General features: G+C 70.2%; 20 protein-coding genes. 10 read left to right on the top strand and 10 right to left on the bottom strand.

The window, feature by feature from the left end; genetic code table 11:
* Positions 1-68 precede the first annotated feature (68 nt).
* From ACFUNE_RS02900 to ACFUNE_RS02880, 5 genes are read right to left on the bottom strand one after another with little or no spacing between them, the layout of a single operon-like run.
* Entirely contained in the window at positions 69-1,037 is a 969-nt protein-coding gene (locus ACFUNE_RS02900) for a glycine betaine ABC transporter substrate-binding protein (RefSeq protein ID WP_383561510.1), read from the bottom strand.
* Entirely contained in the window at positions 1,034-1,888 is an 855-nt protein-coding gene (locus tag ACFUNE_RS02895) for an ABC transporter permease (protein WP_383561508.1), read from the bottom strand. Before ACFUNE_RS02895 ends, ACFUNE_RS02900 begins: the two co-directional genes overlap by 4 nt.
* Positions 1,885-3,156: an ABC transporter ATP-binding protein gene (locus tag ACFUNE_RS02890; RefSeq protein WP_383561506.1), complete on the bottom strand. Its 1,272-nt coding sequence runs from the start codon at positions 3,154-3,156 to the stop codon at positions 1,885-1,887. The genes ACFUNE_RS02895 and ACFUNE_RS02890 overlap by 4 nt, the downstream gene beginning before the upstream one ends.
* Positions 3,149-3,796 (bottom strand): ABC transporter permease, encoded by a 648-nt coding sequence (locus ACFUNE_RS02885; RefSeq protein WP_383561504.1) that lies wholly within the window; start codon positions 3,794-3,796, stop codon positions 3,149-3,151. The genes ACFUNE_RS02890 and ACFUNE_RS02885 overlap by 8 nt, the downstream gene beginning before the upstream one ends.
* Before the next feature lie 16 nt (positions 3,797-3,812).
* Complete coding sequence (locus ACFUNE_RS02880; RefSeq protein WP_383561502.1) at positions 3,813-4,286, bottom strand: Lrp/AsnC family transcriptional regulator; 474 nt, start codon at positions 4,284-4,286, stop codon at positions 3,813-3,815.
* 121 nt (positions 4,287-4,407) lie between these two features.
* Between ACFUNE_RS02880 and hppD the strand changes: the two genes are divergently transcribed.
* A complete protein-coding gene (hppD, locus tag ACFUNE_RS02875) occupies positions 4,408-5,553 on the top strand; it encodes a 4-hydroxyphenylpyruvate dioxygenase (protein ID WP_383561500.1) in 1,146 nt (381 codons plus the stop codon).
* 53 nt (positions 5,554-5,606) lie between these two features.
* Here the strand turns inward: hppD and ACFUNE_RS02870 are convergent, their stop codons facing one another.
* Entirely contained in the window at positions 5,607-7,280 is a 1,674-nt protein-coding gene (locus tag ACFUNE_RS02870) for a hypothetical protein (protein WP_383561498.1), read from the bottom strand.
* A 97-nt stretch (positions 7,281-7,377) separates the two neighbouring features.
* Here ACFUNE_RS02870 and ACFUNE_RS02865 point away from each other — a divergent pair, with 97 nt between their 5' ends.
* Positions 7,378-8,745, top strand: coding sequence for an FAD-binding oxidoreductase (locus ACFUNE_RS02865; RefSeq protein ID WP_383561496.1), 1,368 nt, complete (start codon positions 7,378-7,380; stop codon positions 8,743-8,745).
* 20 nt (positions 8,746-8,765) lie between these two features.
* Here the strand turns inward: ACFUNE_RS02865 and ACFUNE_RS02860 are convergent, their stop codons facing one another.
* Positions 8,766-9,242, bottom strand: coding sequence for an SsgA family sporulation/cell division regulator (locus ACFUNE_RS02860; RefSeq protein WP_383561495.1), 477 nt, complete (start codon positions 9,240-9,242; stop codon positions 8,766-8,768).
* Positions 9,243-9,459: 217 nt separating this feature from the next.
* On the opposite strand from ACFUNE_RS02860, the gene ACFUNE_RS02855 reads away from it, so the two are divergent.
* Both ACFUNE_RS02855 and ACFUNE_RS02850 read left to right on the top strand, forming a co-directional pair.
* Positions 9,460-10,935 (top strand): RDD family protein, encoded by a 1,476-nt coding sequence (locus tag ACFUNE_RS02855; RefSeq protein WP_383561493.1) that lies wholly within the window; start codon positions 9,460-9,462, stop codon positions 10,933-10,935.
* Positions 10,936-11,026: 91 nt separating this feature from the next.
* The gene (locus ACFUNE_RS02850) at positions 11,027-11,686 is read left to right on the top strand and encodes an RDD family protein (protein ID WP_383561491.1); all 660 of its coding nucleotides are present in this window, start codon (positions 11,027-11,029) and stop codon (positions 11,684-11,686) included.
* Between the two features lie 10 nt (positions 11,687-11,696).
* Here the strand turns inward: ACFUNE_RS02850 and ACFUNE_RS02845 are convergent, their stop codons facing one another.
* On the bottom strand, positions 11,697-11,978 hold the full coding sequence (locus tag ACFUNE_RS02845) for a hypothetical protein (RefSeq protein ID WP_383561489.1): 282 nt from the start codon (positions 11,976-11,978) through the stop codon (positions 11,697-11,699).
* 380 nt (positions 11,979-12,358) lie between these two features.
* Here ACFUNE_RS02845 and ACFUNE_RS02840 point away from each other — a divergent pair, with 380 nt between their 5' ends.
* Both ACFUNE_RS02840 and ACFUNE_RS02835 read left to right on the top strand, forming a co-directional pair.
* Entirely contained in the window at positions 12,359-14,758 is a 2,400-nt protein-coding gene (locus ACFUNE_RS02840) for an immune inhibitor A domain-containing protein (RefSeq protein WP_383561487.1), read from the top strand.
* A gap of 121 nt (positions 14,759-14,879) precedes the next feature.
* On the top strand, positions 14,880-15,224 hold the full coding sequence (locus ACFUNE_RS02835) for a hypothetical protein (protein ID WP_383561485.1): 345 nt from the start codon (positions 14,880-14,882) through the stop codon (positions 15,222-15,224).
* Between the two features lie 49 nt (positions 15,225-15,273).
* Here ACFUNE_RS02835 and ACFUNE_RS02830 read toward each other — a convergent pair whose 3' ends face one another.
* Both ACFUNE_RS02830 and ACFUNE_RS02825 read right to left on the bottom strand, forming a co-directional pair.
* Positions 15,274-15,858, bottom strand: a complete 585-nt coding sequence (locus tag ACFUNE_RS02830; protein ID WP_383561483.1) for an isochorismatase family protein — start codon at positions 15,856-15,858, stop codon at positions 15,274-15,276.
* A 140-nt stretch (positions 15,859-15,998) separates the two neighbouring features.
* On the bottom strand, positions 15,999-17,327 hold the full coding sequence (locus ACFUNE_RS02825) for a nicotinate phosphoribosyltransferase (protein WP_383561481.1): 1,329 nt from the start codon (positions 17,325-17,327) through the stop codon (positions 15,999-16,001).
* Positions 17,328-17,415: 88 nt separating this feature from the next.
* Here ACFUNE_RS02825 and clpS point away from each other — a divergent pair, with 88 nt between their 5' ends.
* The 4 genes from clpS to ACFUNE_RS02805 all read left to right on the top strand — a co-directional run bounded on the left by clpS (position 17,416) and on the right by ACFUNE_RS02805 (position 20,650).
* Positions 17,416-17,724, top strand: a complete 309-nt coding sequence (clpS, locus tag ACFUNE_RS02820; RefSeq protein ID WP_376380082.1) for an ATP-dependent Clp protease adapter ClpS — start codon at positions 17,416-17,418, stop codon at positions 17,722-17,724.
* Positions 17,725-17,770: 46 nt separating this feature from the next.
* Positions 17,771-18,358 (top strand): DUF2017 domain-containing protein, encoded by a 588-nt coding sequence (locus tag ACFUNE_RS02815; RefSeq protein WP_383561479.1) that lies wholly within the window; start codon positions 17,771-17,773, stop codon positions 18,356-18,358.
* 313 nt (positions 18,359-18,671) lie between these two features.
* Entirely contained in the window at positions 18,672-20,102 is a 1,431-nt protein-coding gene (locus tag ACFUNE_RS02810; RefSeq protein ID WP_383561477.1) for an amino acid permease, read from the top strand.
* Between the two features lie 113 nt (positions 20,103-20,215).
* Positions 20,216-20,650, top strand: a complete 435-nt coding sequence (locus ACFUNE_RS02805; protein WP_383561475.1) for a Mov34/MPN/PAD-1 family protein — start codon at positions 20,216-20,218, stop codon at positions 20,648-20,650.
* Positions 20,651-20,698 lie beyond the last annotated feature (48 nt).

Here is a 20,698-nt window from a genome sequence, read left to right as displayed (position 1 = left end):
GCGACAACGCCGGGGCCCGCACCGTGCGTTGCGGTGCGGGCCCCGGCGTGACTGAGGAGAAGACGGTCTCACCCCTCCTGGATGAAACCTTCCTTCACCAGCCAGTCCAGCGCCACCTCATGGGGGTCCTGCCCGTCCACGTCGACCTTGGAGTTCAGCTCCTGGGCGAGCCGGGTCGTCAGCTTCTCGGTGACGGGCGCCAGCAGTCCGGCGATCTCGGGGTACTTGTCGAGAGTCGCCGTGTGGATGGCGGGTGCGGCGTTGTAGTTGGGGAAGAACTGCTGGTCGTCCTCGGTGACGTCGAGGTTCATCGCCTTGATCCGGCCGTCCGTGGTGTACACCTCGCCGAGCAGGCAGCCGCCGGAGTTCACCTGGGTGTAGATGATCCCCGCGTCCATCTTCTTGATGTTCGAGGCGGGCAGCTTCATCCCGTAGTGCTTCTGCATGCCGGGCAGCCCGTCGTCGCGCGAGGCGAACTCGTTCTCCACGCAGACGGTGACGGCCTTCGGGTCCTTCTTGGCGAGCGCGGCCACGTCCGAGAGGTTCTTCAGGTGGTACTTGGCGTTGTTCTTCTTGCTGATGGCCAGCGCGTACGTGTTGTCGAGGGTGGCCGGCGGCAGCCAGGTCACCCCGTTGCCGATGTCCTCGTCGCGCACGGCCTTCCACTGCTTCTGCGGGTCGACGATCGGCTTGGCGTGGCCCAGGTAGGTGATCCACGCCGTGCCCGTGTAGTCGTAGAGCGCGTCGGCGTCCCCCTTGACGACCGCCTCGCGCGCACTGATCGACCCCGGCAGGTTCGTCCGGTCCAGGACCTCGGCACCGGCCGCCTTGAAGACCAGGCCCATGATCTGGCCGAGGACGATGTTCTCGCTGAAGTTCTTCGAGGTCACCGTCAGGGACGCGCCCTTGAGCGGCTGCCCCTTCCCGATCGACCCCGGTTCCACCTCGTCCACCAGCGGTGACCCGCTCTTCAGCCCGCACCCCGTGAGGAGGAGGGCGAGCGCGGCCGCCGATGCCAGGCCCGTACGTACCCTCACGCTTCCTCCAGTCCGCGCGGCGTCAGCCACAGTTCGACCAGCGATGCCAGCCAGTCCACCAGCAGTGCGAGCACCACCGTCAGTACGGAACCCAGCACCAGTACGGGCATGCGCTGCGTCTGGATGCCCGAGGTGATCAGGTCACCGAGTCCTCCTCCGCCGCCGAAGGTGGCGAGGGTCGCGGTGCCCACGTTGAGCACCAGGGCGGTGCGCACACCCGCCAGGATCAGCGGGACGGCGAGCGGCAGCTCGACCTTGCGGAGCGTCCCCAACGCCGACATGCCGATGCCCTTGGACGCCTCGACGAGCGTCGGCTCGATCGCGTTCAGACCCGCCACCGTGTTGGAGAGCACCGGCAGGACCGCGTAGATCACCATGCCGATGATGGCCGTCGAGGGGCCGATGCCCAGCCAGATGACCAGCAGGGCCAGCAGCCCGATCGCGGGCGTCGCCTGGCCGATGTTGGCGAGGGCCGTGACACCGGGGGCGGCCTTCCTGAGGCCGCGCCGGGTCAGCGCGATACCGAGCGGGATCGCGATGATCAGCACCCAGAAGGTGGAGATGGCGGTCAGCCTGACGTGCTGCCACCAGCGGACCTCGACGTTGTCGCCGGCCAGCGAGTTCTCCGCGATCGAGTCGAGGTCGACGTTGGAGATCCACAGGTAGGTCGCCACGAGGACGACCGCGCAGACGGCCGGCACCAGCACGAGCTTCTGCCACGTGATGCGGCGCGCCGGACCGGACGGCGACGGGGTGGGCTCCGCCTCCTCGTCGCGGAAGGCATGGCCCTGCACGTCGTGCTCGCCGGGAGGCCGCTCCCCCTTGGGGGGTGCCTGATGACTGGGGGTCACAGCCCGCCGTCACCCCCCTCGAGCTCGTGCTCCGTCCGGTGGACGCGCGACTGCTCCAGGTCGTGCTCGTGCTCCATCGCGGCGAGCCGGTCAGCCTCCAGGAGCTCCTGCACGGAGTTCATCAGGGTGTGCATGTCGACGACGCCGATGAACTCACCGCGTCGCCCCGTCACGGCGACCCGGCCACCGCTGTCGGTCAGCACGGCCTCCAGCGCGTCGTGGAGCGTCGCGTCCCGGGTGACCGTGTCGTGCACCAGCTGCCCGGCGCGGGCCAGCGAACCCTTGGCCCGCATCAGGTCACCGCGCCGCAGCCACTTGTACGGACGGTTCCGGCGGTCCAGCATCAGCAGCTCGTTGTGCTGGCCGTCCCGCAGCTTGTTGAAGATCGACTGGAGCGGGTCCTCGACGGTCACCGTCGGGAAGTCGGCGATCCCCACGTCCCGTACGCGGGTGAGGTTGAGCCGCTTCAGGGCCGCGCCGGCCCCCACGAAGCCCGAGACGAAGTCGTCCGTCGGGTTGGTGAGGATCGCCTCGGGGGTGTCGAACTGCGCGATGTGCGAGCGCTCCCGCAGGACGGCGATGCGGTCGCCGAGCTTGATCGCCTCGTCGAAGTCGTGGGTGACGAAGACGATCGTCTTGTGCAGTTCGTGCTGGAGCCGGATCAGCTCGTCCTGCAGGTGGTCGCGGGTGATCGGGTCGACCGCGCCGAACGGCTCGTCCATGAGCAGTACCGGCGGGTCGGCGGCGAGGGCGCGGGCCACCCCCACGCGCTGCTGCTGGCCGCCGGATAGCTGGCGAGGGTAGCGCCCGTGGAACTCGCGGGGGTCCAGCCCGACCAGGTCGAGCATCTCCTCGACGCGGTCCTTCACGCCTGACTTCGACCAGCCCGTCATCTTGGGCACGAGGGCGATGTTCTCGGCGACCGTCATGTGCGGGAAGAGACCGGAGGACTGGATCGCGTAGCCGATCTTGCGGCGCAGCTTCACCGGGTCCATGTCGGTGACGTCCTCGTCGTTGATCTTGATCCGCCCGGAGGTCGGCTCGATCAGACGGTTGATCATCTTGAGTGTGGTGGACTTCCCGCAGCCGGAGGGGCCCACGAGGATCACGGTCTCGCCGGCCTTGATGTCCATGGACACGTCGTCCACGGCGGGGGCGGGGCTGCCCGGGTAGGACTTGCTGAGGTTCTCCAGCCGGATGGTGGCGCCCGAGGTGGTGGCCGGGCGCGGCCGGTCCTGCTCCGTCGACGCGGCGGTGGTCTCAGGCACGGATCCCCCTAGGGATGGTGAGCCGCCCGAGCAGGACGTACGCGGCGTCGAAGAGCAGGGCGAGAATGACGATGCCGACCGTGCCGGCGAGGACCTGGTTGATGGCGTTGGCGCTTCCGAGTGAGGCGAGGCCGCGGAAGATCTCGTTGCCGAGTCCGGGGCCCGAGGCGTAGGCGGCGATGGCGGCGATGCCCATCAGCATCTGGGTGGAGACCCGGATGCCGGTGAGGATCGGAGGCCATGCGAGGGGCAGTTCCACTTTGAGCAGCCGCCGGGTCCGGGACATGCCGATGCCCTTCGCCGCGTCGACCAGGGACGGGTCGACCCCGCGCAGCCCGACGATGCAGTTGCGGACGATGGGCAGCAGTCCGTACAGCGTCAGGATGATCACGGTGGGCGGGACCCCGAGGCCGACCAGCGGGATCAGCAGACCGATCGCGGCGAGCGAAGGGATCGTGAGGATCGCCGAGGTGGACGTGATCGCCAGTGAGCCGCCCCAGCCGCTCCGGTAGCTGACGACACCGATCAGGACGCCGAGAAGGGTGGCGATGACCATGCACTGGAAGACGGCGCTGGCGTGCTGATACGTGTCGGTGAGCAGTTGCTGGTGGCGGGTGCCCACATACTCCCAGAAGTTCACATGTTGCTCCGTAGGCTCAGTCGGTGTCCTCTGCAGCCTGCTCAACCAGCGGGATAATACGCAGCGGCACCGGGTTTTCCATGACGATCGCCGTGGAGGCCCGGACAATGCCATCAAAGCCGACGACCAGGTCGATGACCCGCTGGAGATCGGCGTTCGACCGGGCCACGAGCCGGCAGAGCATGTCTCCGTGGCCGGTCGTGGTGTGGAGCTCCAGCACCTCGGGCACCCCGCTCAAATGGGCCCGTACGTCGGTGCCTTGCCCCTGCTTGATCTCCAGCGTGGCGAACGCGGTCACCGGGTAGCCGAGCGCCGCCGGGTCCACATCCGGTCCGAGGCCACGGATGACGCCATTGGACTGAAGACGGTCCAGACGGGCCTGCACCGTCCCGCGCGCCACTCCGAGCCGCCGCGACGCCTCGAGTACACCGATACGGGGCTCGCGGGCCAGCAGCACGATGAGCCGGCCGTCCAGATGATCGATCGCCATGATCCGCTCCTGATGGTCAGCCTGTACAGATAGCCCGCCCATCCTGGCGGTGCACTGCACAGATTGACCAGTGGATCCGCGAACTGTTGCGCACCTTGCGAACCGGCGGGAACCTTCGGACATGACTGAGACTGTGCACACCACCCCTGACACCGCCCGGCAGGCCGATCCCTTCCCGGTCAAGGGAATGGACGCGGTGGTCTTCGCGGTGGGCAACGCCAAGCAGGCGGCGCACTACTACTCGACCGCCTTCGGCATGAAGCTCGTCGCCTACTCCGGACCGGAGAACGGCAGCCGCGAGACCGCGAGTTACGTCCTGACCAACGGCTCGGCCCGCTTCGTCCTCACCTCCGTCGTCAAGGCGTCCACCGAATGGGGCACCTTCCTCGCCGACCACGTGCACGCCCACGGTGACGGCGTGGTCGACCTCGCCATCGAGGTCCCCGACGCCCGCGCGGCCTACGCCTACGCCGTCGAGCACGGCGCGCGGGGCGTCACCGAGCCGTACGAGGTCAAGGACGAGCACGGCACGGTCGTCCTGGCCGCCATCGCCACGTACGGGAAGACCCGCCACACGCTGGTCGAGCGCGGCGGCTACGACGGGCCGTACCTCCCCGGCTACGCGGCCGCCGACCCCGTCGTCGAGCCCGCCGCGAAGCGGACCTTCCAGGCCATCGACCACTGCGTCGGCAACGTCGAGCTCGGCCGGATGAACGAGTGGGTGGCCTTCTACAACAAGGTCATGGGCTTCACCAACATGAAGGAGTTCGTCGGCGACGACATCGCCACCGAGTACTCCGCCCTCATGTCGAAGGTCGTCGCCGACGGCACGCTGAAGGTGAAGTTCCCCATCAACGAGCCGGCGATCGCCAAGAAGAAGTCGCAGATCGACGAGTACCTGGAGTTCTACGGAAGCGCGGGCGTCCAGCACATCGCGCTCGCCACGAACGACATCGTCGCGTCCGTGAAGGCGATGCGGGCGGCCGGCGTGCAGTTCCTCGACACCCCGGACTCCTACTACGACACGCTGGGGGAGTGGGCGGGCGAGACCCGCGTGCCGGTGGAGACGCTGCGCGAGCTGAAGATCCTCGTCGACCGCGACGAGGACGGCTACCTGCTGCAGATCTTCACCAAGCCGGTCCAGGACCGGCCGACGGTCTTCTTCGAGATGATCGAGCGGCACGGCTCGATGGGCTTCGGCAAGGGCAACTTCAAGGCCCTGTTCGAGGCGATCGAGCGCGAGCAGGAGAAGCGCGGCAACCTCTAGGACACGCGGAAGGGGCCCGCCTCCCGGCCGGGAGGCGGGCCCCTTCGCCGTCCCTACGGAGCAGCCGTGGCGCCGGACTTCGAGGCCCGCGGTGAAGGGGCCGCCGGCCGGGTGGGCTCCGTCTTCGGCTCCGGCGCGGAATCCGCCCCGGGCTCCTGCCCCGGCTTCTGTCCGGACTCGGCCTTCTGCTCGGGCTCGGGTGCCGCCGAGGGCTCAGGTGCGGCTGAGGGCTCGGGTGCGGCCGAGGACTCCGGGGCGGGTGGCTGCATGTCCGCGGGGCCCCCCTCCGCCGGCTCGCCCAGCGCCTCCAGGGCCTCACGCGCCTGCGGGGCGGCCAGCGGTGAGAAGCCCGGGTTCGTGCGGAGGGCGTCCGCCAGGTGGCCTCGGGCCGGCCCGTCCTGCCCGAGGGAACTCTCGATCACCCCCAGGTGGTAGGCGTACGAGGCATCCCGCACCCCGGTCTCCACCGCCCGCTCGGCGTACTCCATGGCTTCCTCGCTCCGGCCCGCACGGTGCAGCGACCAGGCCAGGGTGTCCGCCACCGCCGAGCTGCGGCGCTGCGCCTCCCACGCGCCGCGCATCAGCTCCACCGCCGCCTCCGGGTCGCCGTGGTCGGCCTCGAAGCGGGCCTCGGTCAGCGACTCGTCGACCCCGGCCGCCCTCGCCCGGGTGAGGAGGTCGCGGAGCGCGGCGTACTGGGTGCGGGCGTCACCGTCCAGGTCCAGCGACTCGTACAGCTCGCCCAGTTCGAGCACGTACTCGGGGCGAGGCAGCTTCGTCGTCACCGTCCGGTAGTCCGCCAGCGCCTCGTCCGTGCGGTCCAGGGCCACCAGGGCGCGGGCCCGGCCCGCGAGGGAGACGAGGTGGCCGCGGTCGGTCCGCAGGGCCGCGTCGTACTGCGCGAGAGCCTCCGCCGGCTCCCCGCGCTCCGCGGCCAGTCCACCGAGCCGGTGCAGGGCCGCGGCCTTCTCGGCGGGCGTGGCGGCGCGGTCGGCCGCCTCCTGCGCGGTCGCGAGGGCGTCCTCGCGCCAGCCCTGGTTGCGGTACATCTCCGACGTCCGCGCCAGGGCGGGGGCGCCCTTGCGCAGTGCCGCGAACTTCTCCGTCGCCCTGGCCGCCGCCGCGTACTCGCCGAGGCCGTTGTAGGCGTCGATCAGCACCGGGTACACCGTCCAGTTCTTCGGTTCCCGCGTGCGGACCGTCTCGCCCCACCTCTTGGCGGCGACGAAGTCGTTGCGCGCGTCGGCGAGTGCCCCGAGCCCCACCCAGGCCTCCGCGTTCCCGCGCTCGCCCGGCTGCGCGGCCAGCGAGCGCTGGAGGGCCTGCTCGGCACGGGCGTAGTACGCCGCGTCCGCCGACCGCCGCCCCCATTCCACGTACGCCGTGCCGAGCACCGCCCAGGACGGGGCGTCCGCGGGGTGTGTCTCCACCCACTTCTGCCGGTCGCCGATCAGGGCCGTCAGGTCGGACAGGGAGGCGGGGGAGCCCGCCGCCGCCGCGGCCTCGGCCCGCGCCACGGGCCCCGCCACGGGCGGTGCGGCCTCCTCGGCGTCGTCCGGCACGGCGATCACCGCGCCGGCCACGAGCACGGCACCGGCCAGCGCCCCGAACGCCGCCCTGCGCAGAGTGGTGCGCATCGGGGTGGGAGGCGGGGTGACGGCCGTCGCGCCCTGGGGCGGCAGGGGGGAGGGGGGCGGCTCCGGATTCTGCTGCGGCATGGCATCCATGACCATCACTCTGCGTCAGTACGAAGATCGCATCGCGCTCCGCGAAGGCTGACGCAGACGGGTTCACACCATTGGCCCCGGGTGTCACGCTTGGATCATGGACGATCTTCTCGAACGACTGCGCGCGGGGCTTCCGGCCGAGGCTCTGATCACGGACCCGGACATCACCGCCTCGTACGCCCACGACATGGCGAGCTTCTGCGACGCCGGTACCCCAGCCGTCGTGGTGCTCCCCCGCACGGTCGAGGAGGTCCAGCACGTGATGCGGACCGCCACCGCCCTCCGGGTGCCCGTGGTGCCCCAGGGCGCGAGGACGGGCCTGTCGGGCGCGGCCAACGCCTCCGACGGCTGCATCGTGCTCTCCCTGGTGAAGATGGACCGGATCCTGGAGATCAGCCCGGTCGACCGGATCGCGGTGGTCGAGCCGGGCGTCGTCAACGCCACGCTGTCCCGCGCCGTCAACGAGCACGGTCTGTACTACCCGCCGGACCCGTCGAGCTGGGAGATGTGCACGATCGGCGGCAACATCGGCACGGCGTCCGGCGGGCTGTGCTGCGTGAAGTACGGCGTCACCGCCGAATACGTCCTGGGCCTGGAGGTCGTCCTGGCGGACGGGCGGCTGCTGAACACCGGACGGCGCACCGCGAAGGGCGTCGCCGGATACGACCTCACCCGGCTCTTCGTCGGCTCGGAGGGCAGCCTCGGCATCGTTGTCAAAGCCGTCCTCGCGCTGCGGCCCCAGCCGCCGCAGCAGCTCGTGCTCGCCGCCGAGTTCCCCTCGGCGGCGGCGGCCTGCGACGCGGTGTGCCGGATCATGGAGCGGGGGCACACCCCGTCACTCCTCGAACTGATGGACCGTACGACCGTGCGTGCCGTCAACGCGATGGCCTCCATGGGCCTCCCCGAAACCACCGAGGCACTGCTGCTCTGCGCCTTCGACACGCCCGACCCCGCGGCCGACCTCGCCGCGGTGGGGGAGCTGTGCACCACGGCCGGGGCCACCGAGGTCGTGCCCGCCGACGACGTCGCCGAGTCCGAACTCCTGTTGCAGGCACGCCGGCTGTCCCTCCCCGCCCTGGAGACCGTCAAGTCCGCCACGATGATCGACGACGTGTGCGTGCCGCGCTCCCGGCTGGGCGCGATGATCGAGGGGACGGCCGCCATCGCCGAGAAGTTCGGGCTGACCATCGGGGTCTGCGCCCACGCGGGCGACGGCAACACCCACCCCGTCGTCTGCTTCGACCACACCGACGCCGACGAGTCCCGCAGGGCACGCGAGTCCTTCGACGAGATCATGGCGCTCGGCCTCGAACTGGGCGGCACCATCACCGGCGAACACGGGGTCGGCGTGCTGAAGAAGGAGTGGCTCGCCCGCGAACTGGGAGAGGTGGGCGTCGAGGTGCAGCGCGGCATCAAGGCCGCCTTCGACCCCCTCGGGCTGCTCAACCCCGGCAAGTTGTTCTGACCGCCCCACCCCGCCGCTCCTCAGCCCTCGCCGTCCTGCGGCTCGTCCTGCGACCAGGGGTCGCCCAGCCACAGGTCGTCGGCGGGCAGCGGGGTGAGCAGCTCGGCGAGTGCGCCGTCGAGACCGAGCAGCGTGCTCTCGGTCCCCGGCGGCACCACCCGCAGGGTGCGCTCCACCCACGCGGACACGGCGCCCGACGGCACCTCCAGGAGGGCGTTGCCGTCGGGCGAGGTGAGCGCGACACAGATGACGCCGTGGCCCTCGACCCTGGTCGGCCAGATCCGTACGTCCCCGTGCCCGCACGGCCGGAACACCCCCTCCACGAGCAGTTCGCGGGCGAACGTCCAGTGCACGGGCGACTCGGAGCCGATGTGGAAGATGATGTGCACGGCGTACGGGTCGTCGGTGAAGTAGGACAGCCTGGCGGGCACGGGCACGGACCGCTCGGGCGACAGGACCAGCTTCACTTCCAACTCGCGTTCCACGGCGTTCTGCATGAGGGTGCACGACCTTCCGATGCTCGTAGGGGCCGGTCCCTCGACCGGTCCGCACAAGGAGAGAGCGCCCTCCCGGACGTCTATGACGCGACTTCCCAGAAAAACTTGCCCGGACCCTGAAAGTGGTCCAAACGGCAGGACCGGCCCGGGGGTGCTCGGAGGTCTGATAGATGTGGACCCTTGTATTGAGGAATCGAAGAGATACGGGACCACGGTGATGAGCGCCCCAACCCCGGCACCCGGTGACGAAAGCCCCCGCGAGGGGTACTACCCCGACCCGTCCATCCCCGGATACGTCCGGTACTGGAACGGCGCTTCGTGGGTCCCCGGCACGAGCCGGCCCGCGCCCCCTCAGGGCGAGACGACTCCCGCGACGCCGCCCGGCACGGACCCGCAGCGGCCCGCCCGGGTCGACGAGACCGGCCCGATGTACCTCGACGAGGTCGACGTGCCGGGGAGCGGCGGAGGCGAGGCGGACGTGGCGCCCGGCCGTCCCAGGCCGGCGTCCGCCTGGCAGGCGGACACCTCCCGGCAGACCGGCTTCGGCGGCGAGCGCGACCACCGCGTCTCGTGGGGCGGCCAGGACCCGCGTACGCCCGAATCCGCGACGCCCGCCGCCTCCGCTCCGGCGGACGGCCCTTCCGGGGGCCGGACACCCGCCGACCCGCGGCGGCCCGCCGACCCGGACCCGACGCGCGGAGCCCTTCCCGGGATGCGGGACGGCAACGACGAGGTGTCCGACTCCACCGCCGTCGTCCGCCCCGACCGTCCCGGCGGCAGGGCCGACGCCGGCCGCCCGCCGGCCGACGGCACGGTCACGATCCGCGCGGTGGGCGCCGGTGGCGCAGCCCGGCCCCCGCACCCGCGCGCCGAGGGGACGGCGGCACCCGCCGACGGCACCATGACCATCCGCGCCGTGCCGCCCGGCGGTACCCAGGGGCCCTCCGCCCCCGCGCCCACCCCGCCGCAGGCGCCCGCCCTGAACACACCGCTGACGCCGGGCCCCGGCGGCGGGTCGGCGTCCTGGGCCCAGCAGGCGCACCAGCTGGCGCAGCCCGAGCAGGCGGCCCGCCCGCAGCAGTCCCGGCCCCGGCAGCAGAGCCCGATGCCGGTGCAGCAGCAGGGTGCGAGGCCCGAGCAGCAGCAGCCCGTCGTGCCCTGGAAGCCCCCGGTGGACGACCACTTCCAGCAGCTCGCCCGGTCCCAGGCCTCCGCCAGGCCCGCCGGACTCGGCAAGCGGCTGGCCGCCCGGATCCTCGACACGGTCGTCCTCGGCGCGCTCGTGGGAGCGGCCGGCTTCCCGCTGGTCACCCAGGCGTTGGACCACATCGATCAGAAGATCGAAGCGGCGAAGATGTCCGGCGAGACGGTGACCGTCTGGCTCCTGGACGGCACCACGGCCGCGCTCTTCGGCGGGGTGCTCGCCGCCTTCCTGGTCCTCGGCTTCCTCCTGGAGGCCCTGCCCACCGCCCGGTGGGGCCGCACGCTGGGCAAGAAGCTGTGCGGCCTCGACGTGCGGGACATCGAGTCCCACGACTCCCCGACCCTGGGCGCAGCGCTGCGCCGCTGGCTGGTGTACGGGGTGCTGGGTCTGGTCGCCGTCGGCGTCATCAACGTGCTGTGGTGCCTGATCGACCGGCCGTGGCGCCAGTGCTGGCACGACAAGGCGGCCCGCACCTTCGTCGCGGGCTGAGAAGGGCCCCGTACGCCCGTGTGCTGACGCCCCGTCCCCCGAAGGGACCTCAGCCGTTGCGGGGCCTCCCGGGCCGGGGTGCACTGCCCCCATGAGTACTGAACCGCCGCCTCCGCCGCCCGACGACGACCCCTTCTCGAAGCGGCCGCCGCAGGGGCCTCCGCCCCCTTCGGGCGGTTCTCCCTACGGCGGCGGTGCGCCACCGCCCCCGCCGCCGCCGCGCGACCCGTACGGGGGCGGCGGGCCGTACGGCGGTGCCGATCCGCTGGCCGGCATGCCGCCGCTCGCCGAACCGGGCAAGCGGATCCTGGCGCGGCTGATCGACTTCCTCATCATCTCGATCCCGCTGTACCTGATCTCGCTGCCCTTCGGCGGGGCGGTCGACGTCTCGGACGACGGCGGGAACGACGACTTCGGCAACGCGGTGGGCAACGCCTACAGCGGTCACCAGCTGGTCTGGTCGCTGATCGGCCTCGTGGTGTACGTCGCCTACGACACGTACTTCACCCACAAGGACGGCCGGACGCTCGGCAAGCGGCTGCTGAAGATGCGCGTCGCCATGCTCAACGACGGCTCGGTCCCCGACACGAGCTCCTCGCTGATGCGGGCCGTCGTGCTCTGGCTGCCGGCCCTGCTGTGCTGCCCGTGCCTGTGGTGGCTCATCAACATCGTGCTGATGTTCACGGACAAGCCCTACCGGCAGGGTCTGCAGGACAAGGCGGGCAAGACCGTGGTCGTCAGCGTCCCCTGAGCCGCGGGGTTCAGCGGTGCAGGGAGTGCTCGCCGACGCGCTCCTGCCGGGCGGTGGCGATCTCCACGTCCTCGATCGTGCGGTGGGCACGGGCGGCGGGTGCCGCCCTGCGGACCGTCCTCGCCCGGGCCGGCAGGACCATGGCGACGAGCAGTCCGAGCACCAGCGACGCGGTGCAGACGACGGCTAGACCGACGCCCGGTTCCGTGCGGAACAGCAGCAGCATGGCGAGGGCGGAGAAGACGACGGTGGCCGAACCGTAAAGGAACTGTGCGGCAGTCGGACGCGGCATGGCGGTATCCGTCCTCGGGGTGTCGGATAGGGAAGTCTCTCAACACGTTCGCACTGTCAATCGACTCTACGACGGTGGATGCCCGTGAGGAACCGGTAGTAAGCGTGACCTAACCCACGGTACCGGTGCACGGGGGGCGCACGGAGTCACGTTCTCGCCAACGCGACTGCCCGACGCGCCGGTTGAGCGCTCCCGCGGCCCGGATGGGCGTCCGGATACCGGGAAACGGCTCCCGCATAGTGCACTTGGTATGTGCAAGTCAAGATCTGTCTTTTCTCTCATAACTCCGATCGAATGTCGTCACTTGTGACGCGTTGAACGCGCGCGGCCCGTCTTCACCCCCAGGCCGCGGACGCGAACGCCGGGGAGGACTGCATCAAGTGACTACTCAGAGACGGGCGCTACGCGCCACCGCGGTGGCCGTGGCCCTGGCCGCCACTGCCGCGACGGCGTCCACCTTCGCCACGGCCCAGGCGGACGACACGGCGCCGGGATCCGGCACCTCCGTCGTCGACCGGCGCGACCCCGCGCCGGTCAAGGCCCACGAGCACGACCTGGAAGGCCCCTTCAGCAAGGAGCAGGACGCCCAGCGTCAGGCCGCGCTGGAGCAGGTACTCTCCGGCGACAAGACGGTGACCTCCAAGGGAGGTTCCAAGGTCGTCAAGCTCGGCAAGAGCAAGTACGTCGAGCTGGGCCGCGAGAAGACGGACAAGATATTCACCGTCCTCGTGGAGTTCGGCGACCAGGTCGACGACACCACGATGTTCGACCCCGACGGCGACGGCCCGAAGCCGCCCGTCAAGAAGTACGGCGGCACGCCCGGCCCGCTGCACAACGAGATAGCCGAGCCCGACCCGGCGAAGGACAACAGCACCGCCTGGCAGGCCGACTACGACCAGCAGCACTTCCAGGACCTCTACTTCGGTCAGGGCAAGGGCAAGGAATCGCTGAAGACGTACTACGAGAAGACGTCCTCCGGGCGCTACTCGGTCGACGGCGAGGTCTCGGACTGGGTCAAGGTCCCGTACAACGAGGCCCGTTACGGCTCGAACTACTGCGGATCGACCAACTGCGCCAACGTCTGGGACACCGTCCGCGACGGCGTCAACGCCTGGGTCGCCGACCAGAAGGCCAAGGGCCGCACCCTGGACCAGATCAAGGCCGACCTCGCGCAGTACGACCAGTGGGACCGTTACGACTTCGACGGTGACGGCAACTTCAACGAGTCCGACGGCTACATCGACCACTTCCAGCTGGTCCACGCCGGCGAGGACGAGTCCGCGGGCGGCGGCGTCGAGGGCACGAACGCCATCTGGGCGCACCGCTGGTACGCCTACGGCACCAACGCCGGTGCGACGGGCCCCCAGGGCAACAAGGCAGGCGGCGCCGAGATCGGCGACACCGGTATCTGGGTCGGCGACTACACCGCGCAGCCCGAGAACGGCGGCCTGGGCGTCTTCGCCCACGAGTACGGCCACGACCTCGGCCTCCCGGACCTCTACGACACCTCCGGCGGCGGCGAGAACTCCGTCGGCTTCTGGTCCCTGATGTCGGCGGGCTCCTGGCTCGGCACCGGTGACGGCCAGATAGGCAACCTCCCGGGCGACATGACCGCCTGGGACAAGCTCCAGCTGGGCTGGCTCGACTACGCGACGGCCAAGGCCGCCACGAAGTCGACGCACAAGCTGGGTGTCTCGGAGTACAACACCAAGGACAAGCAGGCGCTCGTCGTCGAACTGCCCGAGAAGGAAGTCACCACCACCGTGACGAAGCCCGCAGAGGGCTCGAAGCAGTGGTGGAGCGACATGGGCGACGACCTGTCGAACACCCTGACCCGCCCGGTCGACCTGACCGGCAAGTCGTCCGCCTCGCTGGACCTGTCCGGCTGGTACGACATCGAGGCCGACTACGACTACCTCTACACCGAGGTCTCGGACAACGGCGGCACCAGCTGGACCGCGCTCGACGGCACCGCCGACGGCAAGGCCATCCCGCGTGACGCCAGCGACAAGCCGGCCCTGACCGACGTCTCCGGCGCGTACAAGAAGCTCGTCTTCCCGCTGGACGCCTACGCGGGCAAGAAGATCGACCTGCGCTTCCGCTACCAGACGGACGGCGGCGCGGGCGGCAAGGGCTTCACGGCCGACGCCATCACCGTCACCGCCGACGGCGCCGCGCTCTTCACGGACAACGCCGAGGGCGACGACAACGGCTGGACCGCCAAGGGCTTCTCGCGGATCGGTGAGTCGTTCACCAACGACTACCCGCAGTACTACCTCGCGGAGAACCGCCAGTACGTCTCGTACGACAAGACCCTCGAGGTCGGCCCGTACAACTTCGGCTTCACCACCACCCGTCCGGACTGGGTCGAGCACTACGCCTACCAGAACGGCCTGATGGTGTGGCTCTGGGACACCTCCCAGAAGGACAACAACACCTCGGTCCACCCCGGCCAGGGGCTGATCCTGCCGGTGGACTCGCACGCGAAGCCGTTGAAGTGGACGAACGGGACACTCCTGCGCAACAAGATCCAGCCGTTCGACGCGCCGTTCAGCTGGTACCCGAACAAGGGCTTCACGCTGCACAACGCGGACGTGGCGCTGAAGATCAAGCCCTCGCTGGGCGTCCCGGTCTTCGACGACCGCAAGGGCACCTACTGGTACGCGGAGAACCCGACGGGAAGCGTCAAGGTTTCTGACACCAATACCCGCCTCACCATCGTGAACGAGCCGCTCAGCGGCTCGACGATCACCGTGAAGGTCGGGCCCTCGGGCAAGTAGTCCGAAAAACGCCTGGTCACAGCATGATCGGCCGTCGCCCTCTAGCGGGCGGCGGCCGATCGTGTTTAGGTGCGTCCTACCGATCCTTATTGACACGAAGTCTTACGGGGGAGCGCACAGCATGGCAGGCGGAGGTTTCTGCAGGTTGCCCAACGGCACCGTGGTCGTGGCACTGACCCTGAACGGCCCGGCCGGGGGATCCGGCCCCGGAGAGCCGGTACGGGTGCTGGTGCACGCGGCGAACCGGGCGCGCGCCCTGACCAGGCTGCGCAACCTCGGGCTGCGCGCCGTCTACCTCCGGGGCAACGCCCAGCCGCCCACACCGGACGAGATCACGGCGGTCCTGCACCATCCGGACGGGCTGCTGTGGCGGACGGCGCCCCAGACCGGCCAGGAGCTCTGGCACCCGATACGGGCGCTGCTGGGATCCTCCGGCTACGCGGGACCGGCCCGCCCGGCGGCCTGAGCCCGCCGGGGAGGGGCCGCGGAGGGGCCGGGGCGACCGGAGGAGGAGGTCAGACGACCGGCTTGCCCGACAGCTCCACGCCCGCGGTCCGCAGCTCCTTCAGGGCCCGCTCCGTGGTCCCCTCGGCGACACCGGCCGTCAGCTCCAGCAGGACGTGCGTGGCGAAGCCCTCGCGCGCGGCGTCCAGGGCCGTGGCCCGCACACAGTGGTCCGTGGCGATGCCGACGACGTCGACGGCGGTGACGGAGCGGTCCCGCAGCCACTGGGCGAGCCCGACGCCGTTCTCGTCGACGCCCTCGAACCCGCTGTAGGCCGCGGCGTACGCCCCCTTGTCGAAGACGGTGTCGATCGCGCCGGACGCCACGGCGGGGGCGAAGTTGGGGTGGAAGCCCACGCCCTCCGTGCCGGCGACGCAGTGCGGCGGCCAGGAGTGCTCGAAGTCCGGTGCCGCGGAGAAGTGGTCGCCGGGGTCGATGTGGTGGTCGCGGGTGGCCACCACATGGCTGTATCCGGGCTGGGCCTCACCGATCAGGTCGGTGATGGCGGCGGCGACATCGGCGCCGCCCGCCACCGCGAGGCTGCCGCCCTCGCAGAAGTCGTTCTGAACGTCGACGACGATCAAGGCGCGATGCATGACGGTTGTCCTTCGGTGGGGATTCGGCGGGTCGGGCGGATACCGACGGTGGGGATGCCACCGAGCCTAGAGACTCGGCGCACCCTGCGGGAGGGGGCACACACCCCGGCTCTCGCGCCGGGAGGGGACGGTGCCCCGCCTCACACGTACTCCGTGGGCAGCACCGGCTCCCCGCGGGACAGCTGCATCGCCGACATCGGCAGCCCCGCCCGCGCCGCGACGTGCCGGTCCCGGGCCGCCTCCAGCGGCTCCCGTCCGACGACCTCGCCGCCCTTGACCAGCTCCACCAGCAGCTGCCGGTCCGCCAGCTCCGCCGGGACCTCTCCGCTGCCGATCACCTCGGCCTCGGCCACCCCGGCGTCGTCCAGCCGGCGCGCCGCCCACTTGCGGCCGCCCCTCGACGACTTCGCGCCCAGCGACTTCTTCGCCACCGGCAGCAGGGGATCGGCCGGATCGGCCGACCGCGCACGCGCCACCAGCTTGTAGACCATGGAGCACGTCGGGTGCCCGCTCCCGGTGACCAGCTGGGTGCCCACCCCGTAGGTGTCGACCGGAGCGGCGGCCAGCGAGGCGATCGCGTACTCGTCGAGGTCGGACGTCACCACGATCTTCGTCTCCGTGGCCCCCAGTTCGTCCAGCTGCTGCCGGACCCGGTGCGCGACGAGCAGCAGGTCGCCCGAGTCGATGCGTACGGCGCCGAGCTCGGGCCCCGCGACCTCCACCGCCGTGCGGACGGCCTCGGTCACGTCGTAGGTGTCCACCAGCAGCGAGGTGCCCCGGCCCAGCGAGTCGACCTGCGCCTGGAAGGCGTCGCGTTCGCTGTCGTGCAGGAGCGTGAAGGCGTGCGCGCTCGTCCCGACGGTCGGGATGTTGTAGCGGAAACCGGCCGCCAGGTCCGAGGTGGTGTGGAAGCCCCCGATGTACGCGGCGCGGGCCGACGCCACCGCCGACAGCTCGTGGGTGCGGCGGGCGCCCATCTCGATGAGCCGGCGGCCGCCCGCCGCGGCCGACATCCGGGACGCTGCGGCGGCGATCGCCGAGTCGTGGTTGAGGATCGAGAGGATGACGGTCTCCAGCAGCACGCACTCGGCGAAGGAGCCCTCGACCCGCAGGAGCGGCGAGCCGGGGAAGTACACCTCGCCCTCCGGGTAGCCCCAGATGTCTCCGCTGAAGCGGTAGTCGGCCAGCCAGTCGACGGTCGGGCCGTCCACGACCTTCTGGTCGCGCAGGAAGCCGAGCATCTCGTCGTCGAAGTGGAAGTTCTCCACCGCGTCCAGCACCCGCCCGGTGCCCGCCACCACGCCGTAGCGCCGCCCCTCGGGCAGCCGACGGGTGAAGGCCTCGAAGACGGAGCGCCGGTCCGCGGTGCCGGCCTTCAGGGCGGCCTGCACCATCGTGAGCTCGTACTGGTCGGTGAAGAGCGCGGTCGACGGCACACCGACCCGTCGCCCAAGGTCCGCTGAGTTCATGCCGGGGATGCTACTCCCTATTCGTCAGAGTGACGAGATGGGGGCGCCGTTTGTGCGCGGGCCCCTCTCTGGTGGCAGCATGGGGTAGGTGAGCGTTGCTGCCCCCGTAGAGATCGAACGTCCCGAATCGGCCGAGGAGACCTTCGCCGTCCCTGAGCCCGATGTCCCCTGGGTGACGCTGGTGCACAACGACCCGGTCAACCTCATGAGCTATGTGACGTATGTCTTCCAGGCCTACTTCGGTTACCCGAAGGACAAGGCGCACAAGCTGATGCTCGACGTCCACCAGAAGGGCCGCGCGGTCGTCTCCAGCGGCAGCCGCGAGGAGATGGAACGCGACGTCCAGGCCATGCACGGCTACGGGCTCTGGGCCACGCTGACCCAGGACCGCAACTGACCCGACCGCTGCCCCTCCGCCCGTCCGACCCACCATCGGAGAATTCATGGCCGGCCACTTCGAGGCCACCCCAGGCGGCGGCGCGTCCGTCGCCCTCGACGAGGTCGAGATCGCCATCCTTCGCTCCCTCGCCGTCCAGCTGCTCGAACTGATCGGCCCCGGCGACGAACCCGCCGAGGGCGAGGACCCGCTCGCCGCGCTGTTCGCCGAAGGGCCCAGTGAGCCGCCCAGCGACCCCGCCCTCGCCCGGCTCTTCCCCGAGGCGTACGGGGACGAGGACAAGGAACTGCGCGAGGCCTCCGCCGAATTCCGCCGCTTCACCGAGAACGACCTGCGCACCCGCAAGCGCGAGGACGCCCTCGCCGTCGTGCGGTCGCTGGACGCCCTCGCGCCCGTCGCGGACAGCGGCGCGGTGCTCTCCCTCACCACCGAGGAGTGCCACCACTGGCTGGGCTCGCTCAACGACCTGCGGCTCACCATCGGCACCCGCCTCGAGGTGTCCGACGAGGACGAGGGGCAGGACGGTTCGCTCTACCGGCTCCCCGACAGCGATCCGCGCAAGCCGATGGTGATGGCCTATCTCTGGCTCGGCGCACTCCAGGAAACGCTCGTCGAAACACTCATGCCCGACTGACGCCCGACCGGGGCCCGCCGGCTCGCTCAACGGATGCTCAAATCCGAATAACGATCCCGTCACCTGAATGGCCTTCTTTGCAGTGCCTGGAAACGCTTGTCCGCTTTTTCCTGTGGCGTGCGCCACATAATGTCCGATGGCCCCTCCCGGCGCCCGTGATAAATCTTCACGACCGCCCGGGGACGCCACCCCTGTCCCCGGGGGCGCTACGAGCCGGCCGAACGCCGGCGGCACTCCATCCATATCCGGGGGGATCAGGACCTGATCCGACGCCGACGACGGCGCGGATCGGCGTGGAGAAAGGCGCACCACCATGACATCGGCGCAGGTCGACAACGGACAGCCGGACGGCCCGAAGGTCGTCGACGCCCCGGCGGGCGAGGGCTACCAGCGAGGCCTCGGGGCCCGCCAGATCCAGATGATCGCCATCGGCGGAGCCATCGGCACGGGGCTCTTCCTCGGTGCGGGCAAAGCCATCGACCGGGCCGGACCCAGCCTCATCCTGGCGTACGCCATCGCGGGCCTGGTCATCTTCTTCATCATGCGCGCCCTGGGCGAACTCCTCATGTACCGCCCGGTGTCCGGCTCCTTCTCGGAGTACGCACGCGAATTCCTCGGCCCCTTCTTCGGATTCGTGACCGGCTGGACCTACTGGCTGTTCTGGGTCGTCACCGGAATCACCGAAGTCACCGCCGCGGCTACCTATATGACGTACTGGTGGGATATCCCGCAGTGGCTGTCCGCACTGGTGTTCACCTTCATTCTCTACGGTGCCAACCTGATCTCGGTGAAGCTCTTCGGCGAGCTCGAGTTCTGGTTCTCGATGGTCAAGGTCACCGCGATCCTCGGCATGATCCTCATCTGTGCCGGCGTGCTCACCCTCGGCTTCTCCGACGCCGGTGACACCGCGACCGTCGCCAACCTCTGGAACGACGGCGGCTTCTTCCCCGAAGGCATCAGCGGCACGCTGATGACCCTCCAGATCGTCATGTTCGCGTTCCTCGCCGTCGAACTGGTCGGCGTCACCGCGGGCGAGTCGAAGGACCCGAAGACCGTCCTGCCCAAGGCCATCAACACCGTGCCGTGGCGCATCGCCGTCTTCTACGTCGGCGCGCTGATCATGATCCTTTCCGTGGTCCCGTGGAGCACCTTCAAGCCCGGCGTCTCCCCGTTCGTGAAGGCCTTCGAGGAGATGGGGCTCGGCATCGGTGCGGCGATCGTCAACTTCGTCGTCCTCACCGCCGCGCTCTCCTCCTGCAACTCCGGCATGTACTCCACCGGGCGCATGCTGCGCGACCTCGCGCTCAACGGTCAGGGCCCCAGGGCGTTCACCAAGCTGACGAAGAACGGCCTCCCGATGGTCGGCACCACGTTCTCCGCCGCACTGATGCTCGTCGGCGTCTGGATCAACTACCAGTGGCCGGGCGACGCCTTCAACTACGTCGTCTCCTTCGCGACCATCTCCGGTATGTGGGCCTGGATCATGATCCTGATCTGCCAGATCCGCTTCCGCGCCAAGGCCGACCGCGGCGAACTGCCCCAGTCCACCTTCAAGGCCCCCGGAGCGCCGTTCACCAGCTGGTTCGCTCTCGCGTTCATCGCCCTCGTCATCATCATGATGGCCGTCGACAAGGACGCCAGGATCTCGCTGTACTGCGCACCGGTGTGGGGCCTCATCCTCGGCGTCTCCTACCTGGTGCTCAAGGCACGCAACCCCGAGAACAAGGCGTTCGCCAAGCGCTGACCCGCGCCACGGCGCCCCCGGGACACCGGCCGCCCCAACGGCCGTGTCCGGCATCCGGGCCCTCCCGTACCACCCTTCGGTACGGGAGGGCCCGTCTGCTTATCCTGGGCGCCATGCTGACCATCACCCAGGCGCTCCACGACCAGATCGTCGCGCACTCCCGCGCCGACCACCCCGACGAGGCGTGCGGCGTGGTCGCAGGCCCCGCCGGAACGGGCCGCGCCGAACGCTTCGTCCCCATGCTCAACGCCGCGCGCTCACCCACGTTCTACGAGTTCGACTCCGCCGACCTGCTGAAGCTCTACCGCGACATGGACGACCGCGACGAGGAGCCGGTGATCATCTACCACTCCCACACCGCGACCGAGGCCTACCCCTCCCGCACCGACGTCACGTACGCCAACGAGCCCGGCGCCCACTACGTGCTGGTCTCCACCGCGGACACCGACGACGCGGGCCCCTTCCAGTTCCGCTCGTACCGCATCGTGGACGGCGTGATCACCGAGGAAGAGGTCCAGGTCGTCGAGGCCCACCCCCCGACGGCCTGACGCCGCAAGGCGGCTCCGGAACCCCCGACTCCCGCCGCATGTCCGAAT

It is taken from the genome of Streptomyces sp. NPDC057287 (assembly GCF_042667905.1).
Taxonomy (GTDB): domain Bacteria; phylum Actinomycetota; class Actinomycetes; order Streptomycetales; family Streptomycetaceae; genus Streptomyces.
The sequence above is the reverse complement of the archived record's forward strand: the minus strand, read 5'-3'. Positions and strand labels throughout refer to the sequence as shown.

Bases quoted from the DNA above. Each gene is read 5' to 3' on its own strand.
- ACFUNE_RS02880 (WP_383561502.1), bottom strand. From the start codon at position 4,286: ATGGCGATCGATCATCTGGACGGCCGGCTCATCGTGCTGCTGGCCCGC.
- ACFUNE_RS02815 (WP_383561479.1), top strand. From the start codon at position 17,771: ATGGCCGGCCACTTCGAGGCCACCCCAGGCGGCGGCGCGTCCGTCGCC.
- ACFUNE_RS02805 (WP_383561475.1), top strand. From the start codon at position 20,216: ATGCTGACCATCACCCAGGCGCTCCACGACCAGATCGTCGCGCACTCC.
- ACFUNE_RS02830 (WP_383561483.1), bottom strand. From the start codon at position 15,858: ATGCATCGCGCCTTGATCGTCGTCGACGTTCAGAACGACTTCTGCGAG.
- ACFUNE_RS02870 (WP_383561498.1), bottom strand. From the start codon at position 7,280: ATGGATGCCATGCCGCAGCAGAATCCGGAGCCGCCCCCCTCCCCCCTG.
- ACFUNE_RS02845 (WP_383561489.1), bottom strand. From the start codon at position 11,978: ATGCCGCGTCCGACTGCCGCACAGTTCCTTTACGGTTCGGCCACCGTC.
- ACFUNE_RS02865 (WP_383561496.1), top strand. From the start codon at position 7,378: ATGGACGATCTTCTCGAACGACTGCGCGCGGGGCTTCCGGCCGAGGCT.
- ACFUNE_RS02810 (WP_383561477.1), top strand. From the start codon at position 18,672: ATGACATCGGCGCAGGTCGACAACGGACAGCCGGACGGCCCGAAGGTC.
- ACFUNE_RS02860 (WP_383561495.1), bottom strand. From the start codon at position 9,242: ATGCAGAACGCCGTGGAACGCGAGTTGGAAGTGAAGCTGGTCCTGTCG.
- hppD (WP_383561500.1), top strand. From the start codon at position 4,408: ATGACTGAGACTGTGCACACCACCCCTGACACCGCCCGGCAGGCCGAT.
- ACFUNE_RS02850 (WP_383561491.1), top strand. From the start codon at position 11,027: ATGAGTACTGAACCGCCGCCTCCGCCGCCCGACGACGACCCCTTCTCG.
- ACFUNE_RS02855 (WP_383561493.1), top strand. From the start codon at position 9,460: ATGAGCGCCCCAACCCCGGCACCCGGTGACGAAAGCCCCCGCGAGGGG.
- ACFUNE_RS02825 (WP_383561481.1), bottom strand. From the start codon at position 17,327: ATGAACTCAGCGGACCTTGGGCGACGGGTCGGTGTGCCGTCGACCGCG.
- ACFUNE_RS02835 (WP_383561485.1), top strand. From the start codon at position 14,880: ATGGCAGGCGGAGGTTTCTGCAGGTTGCCCAACGGCACCGTGGTCGTG.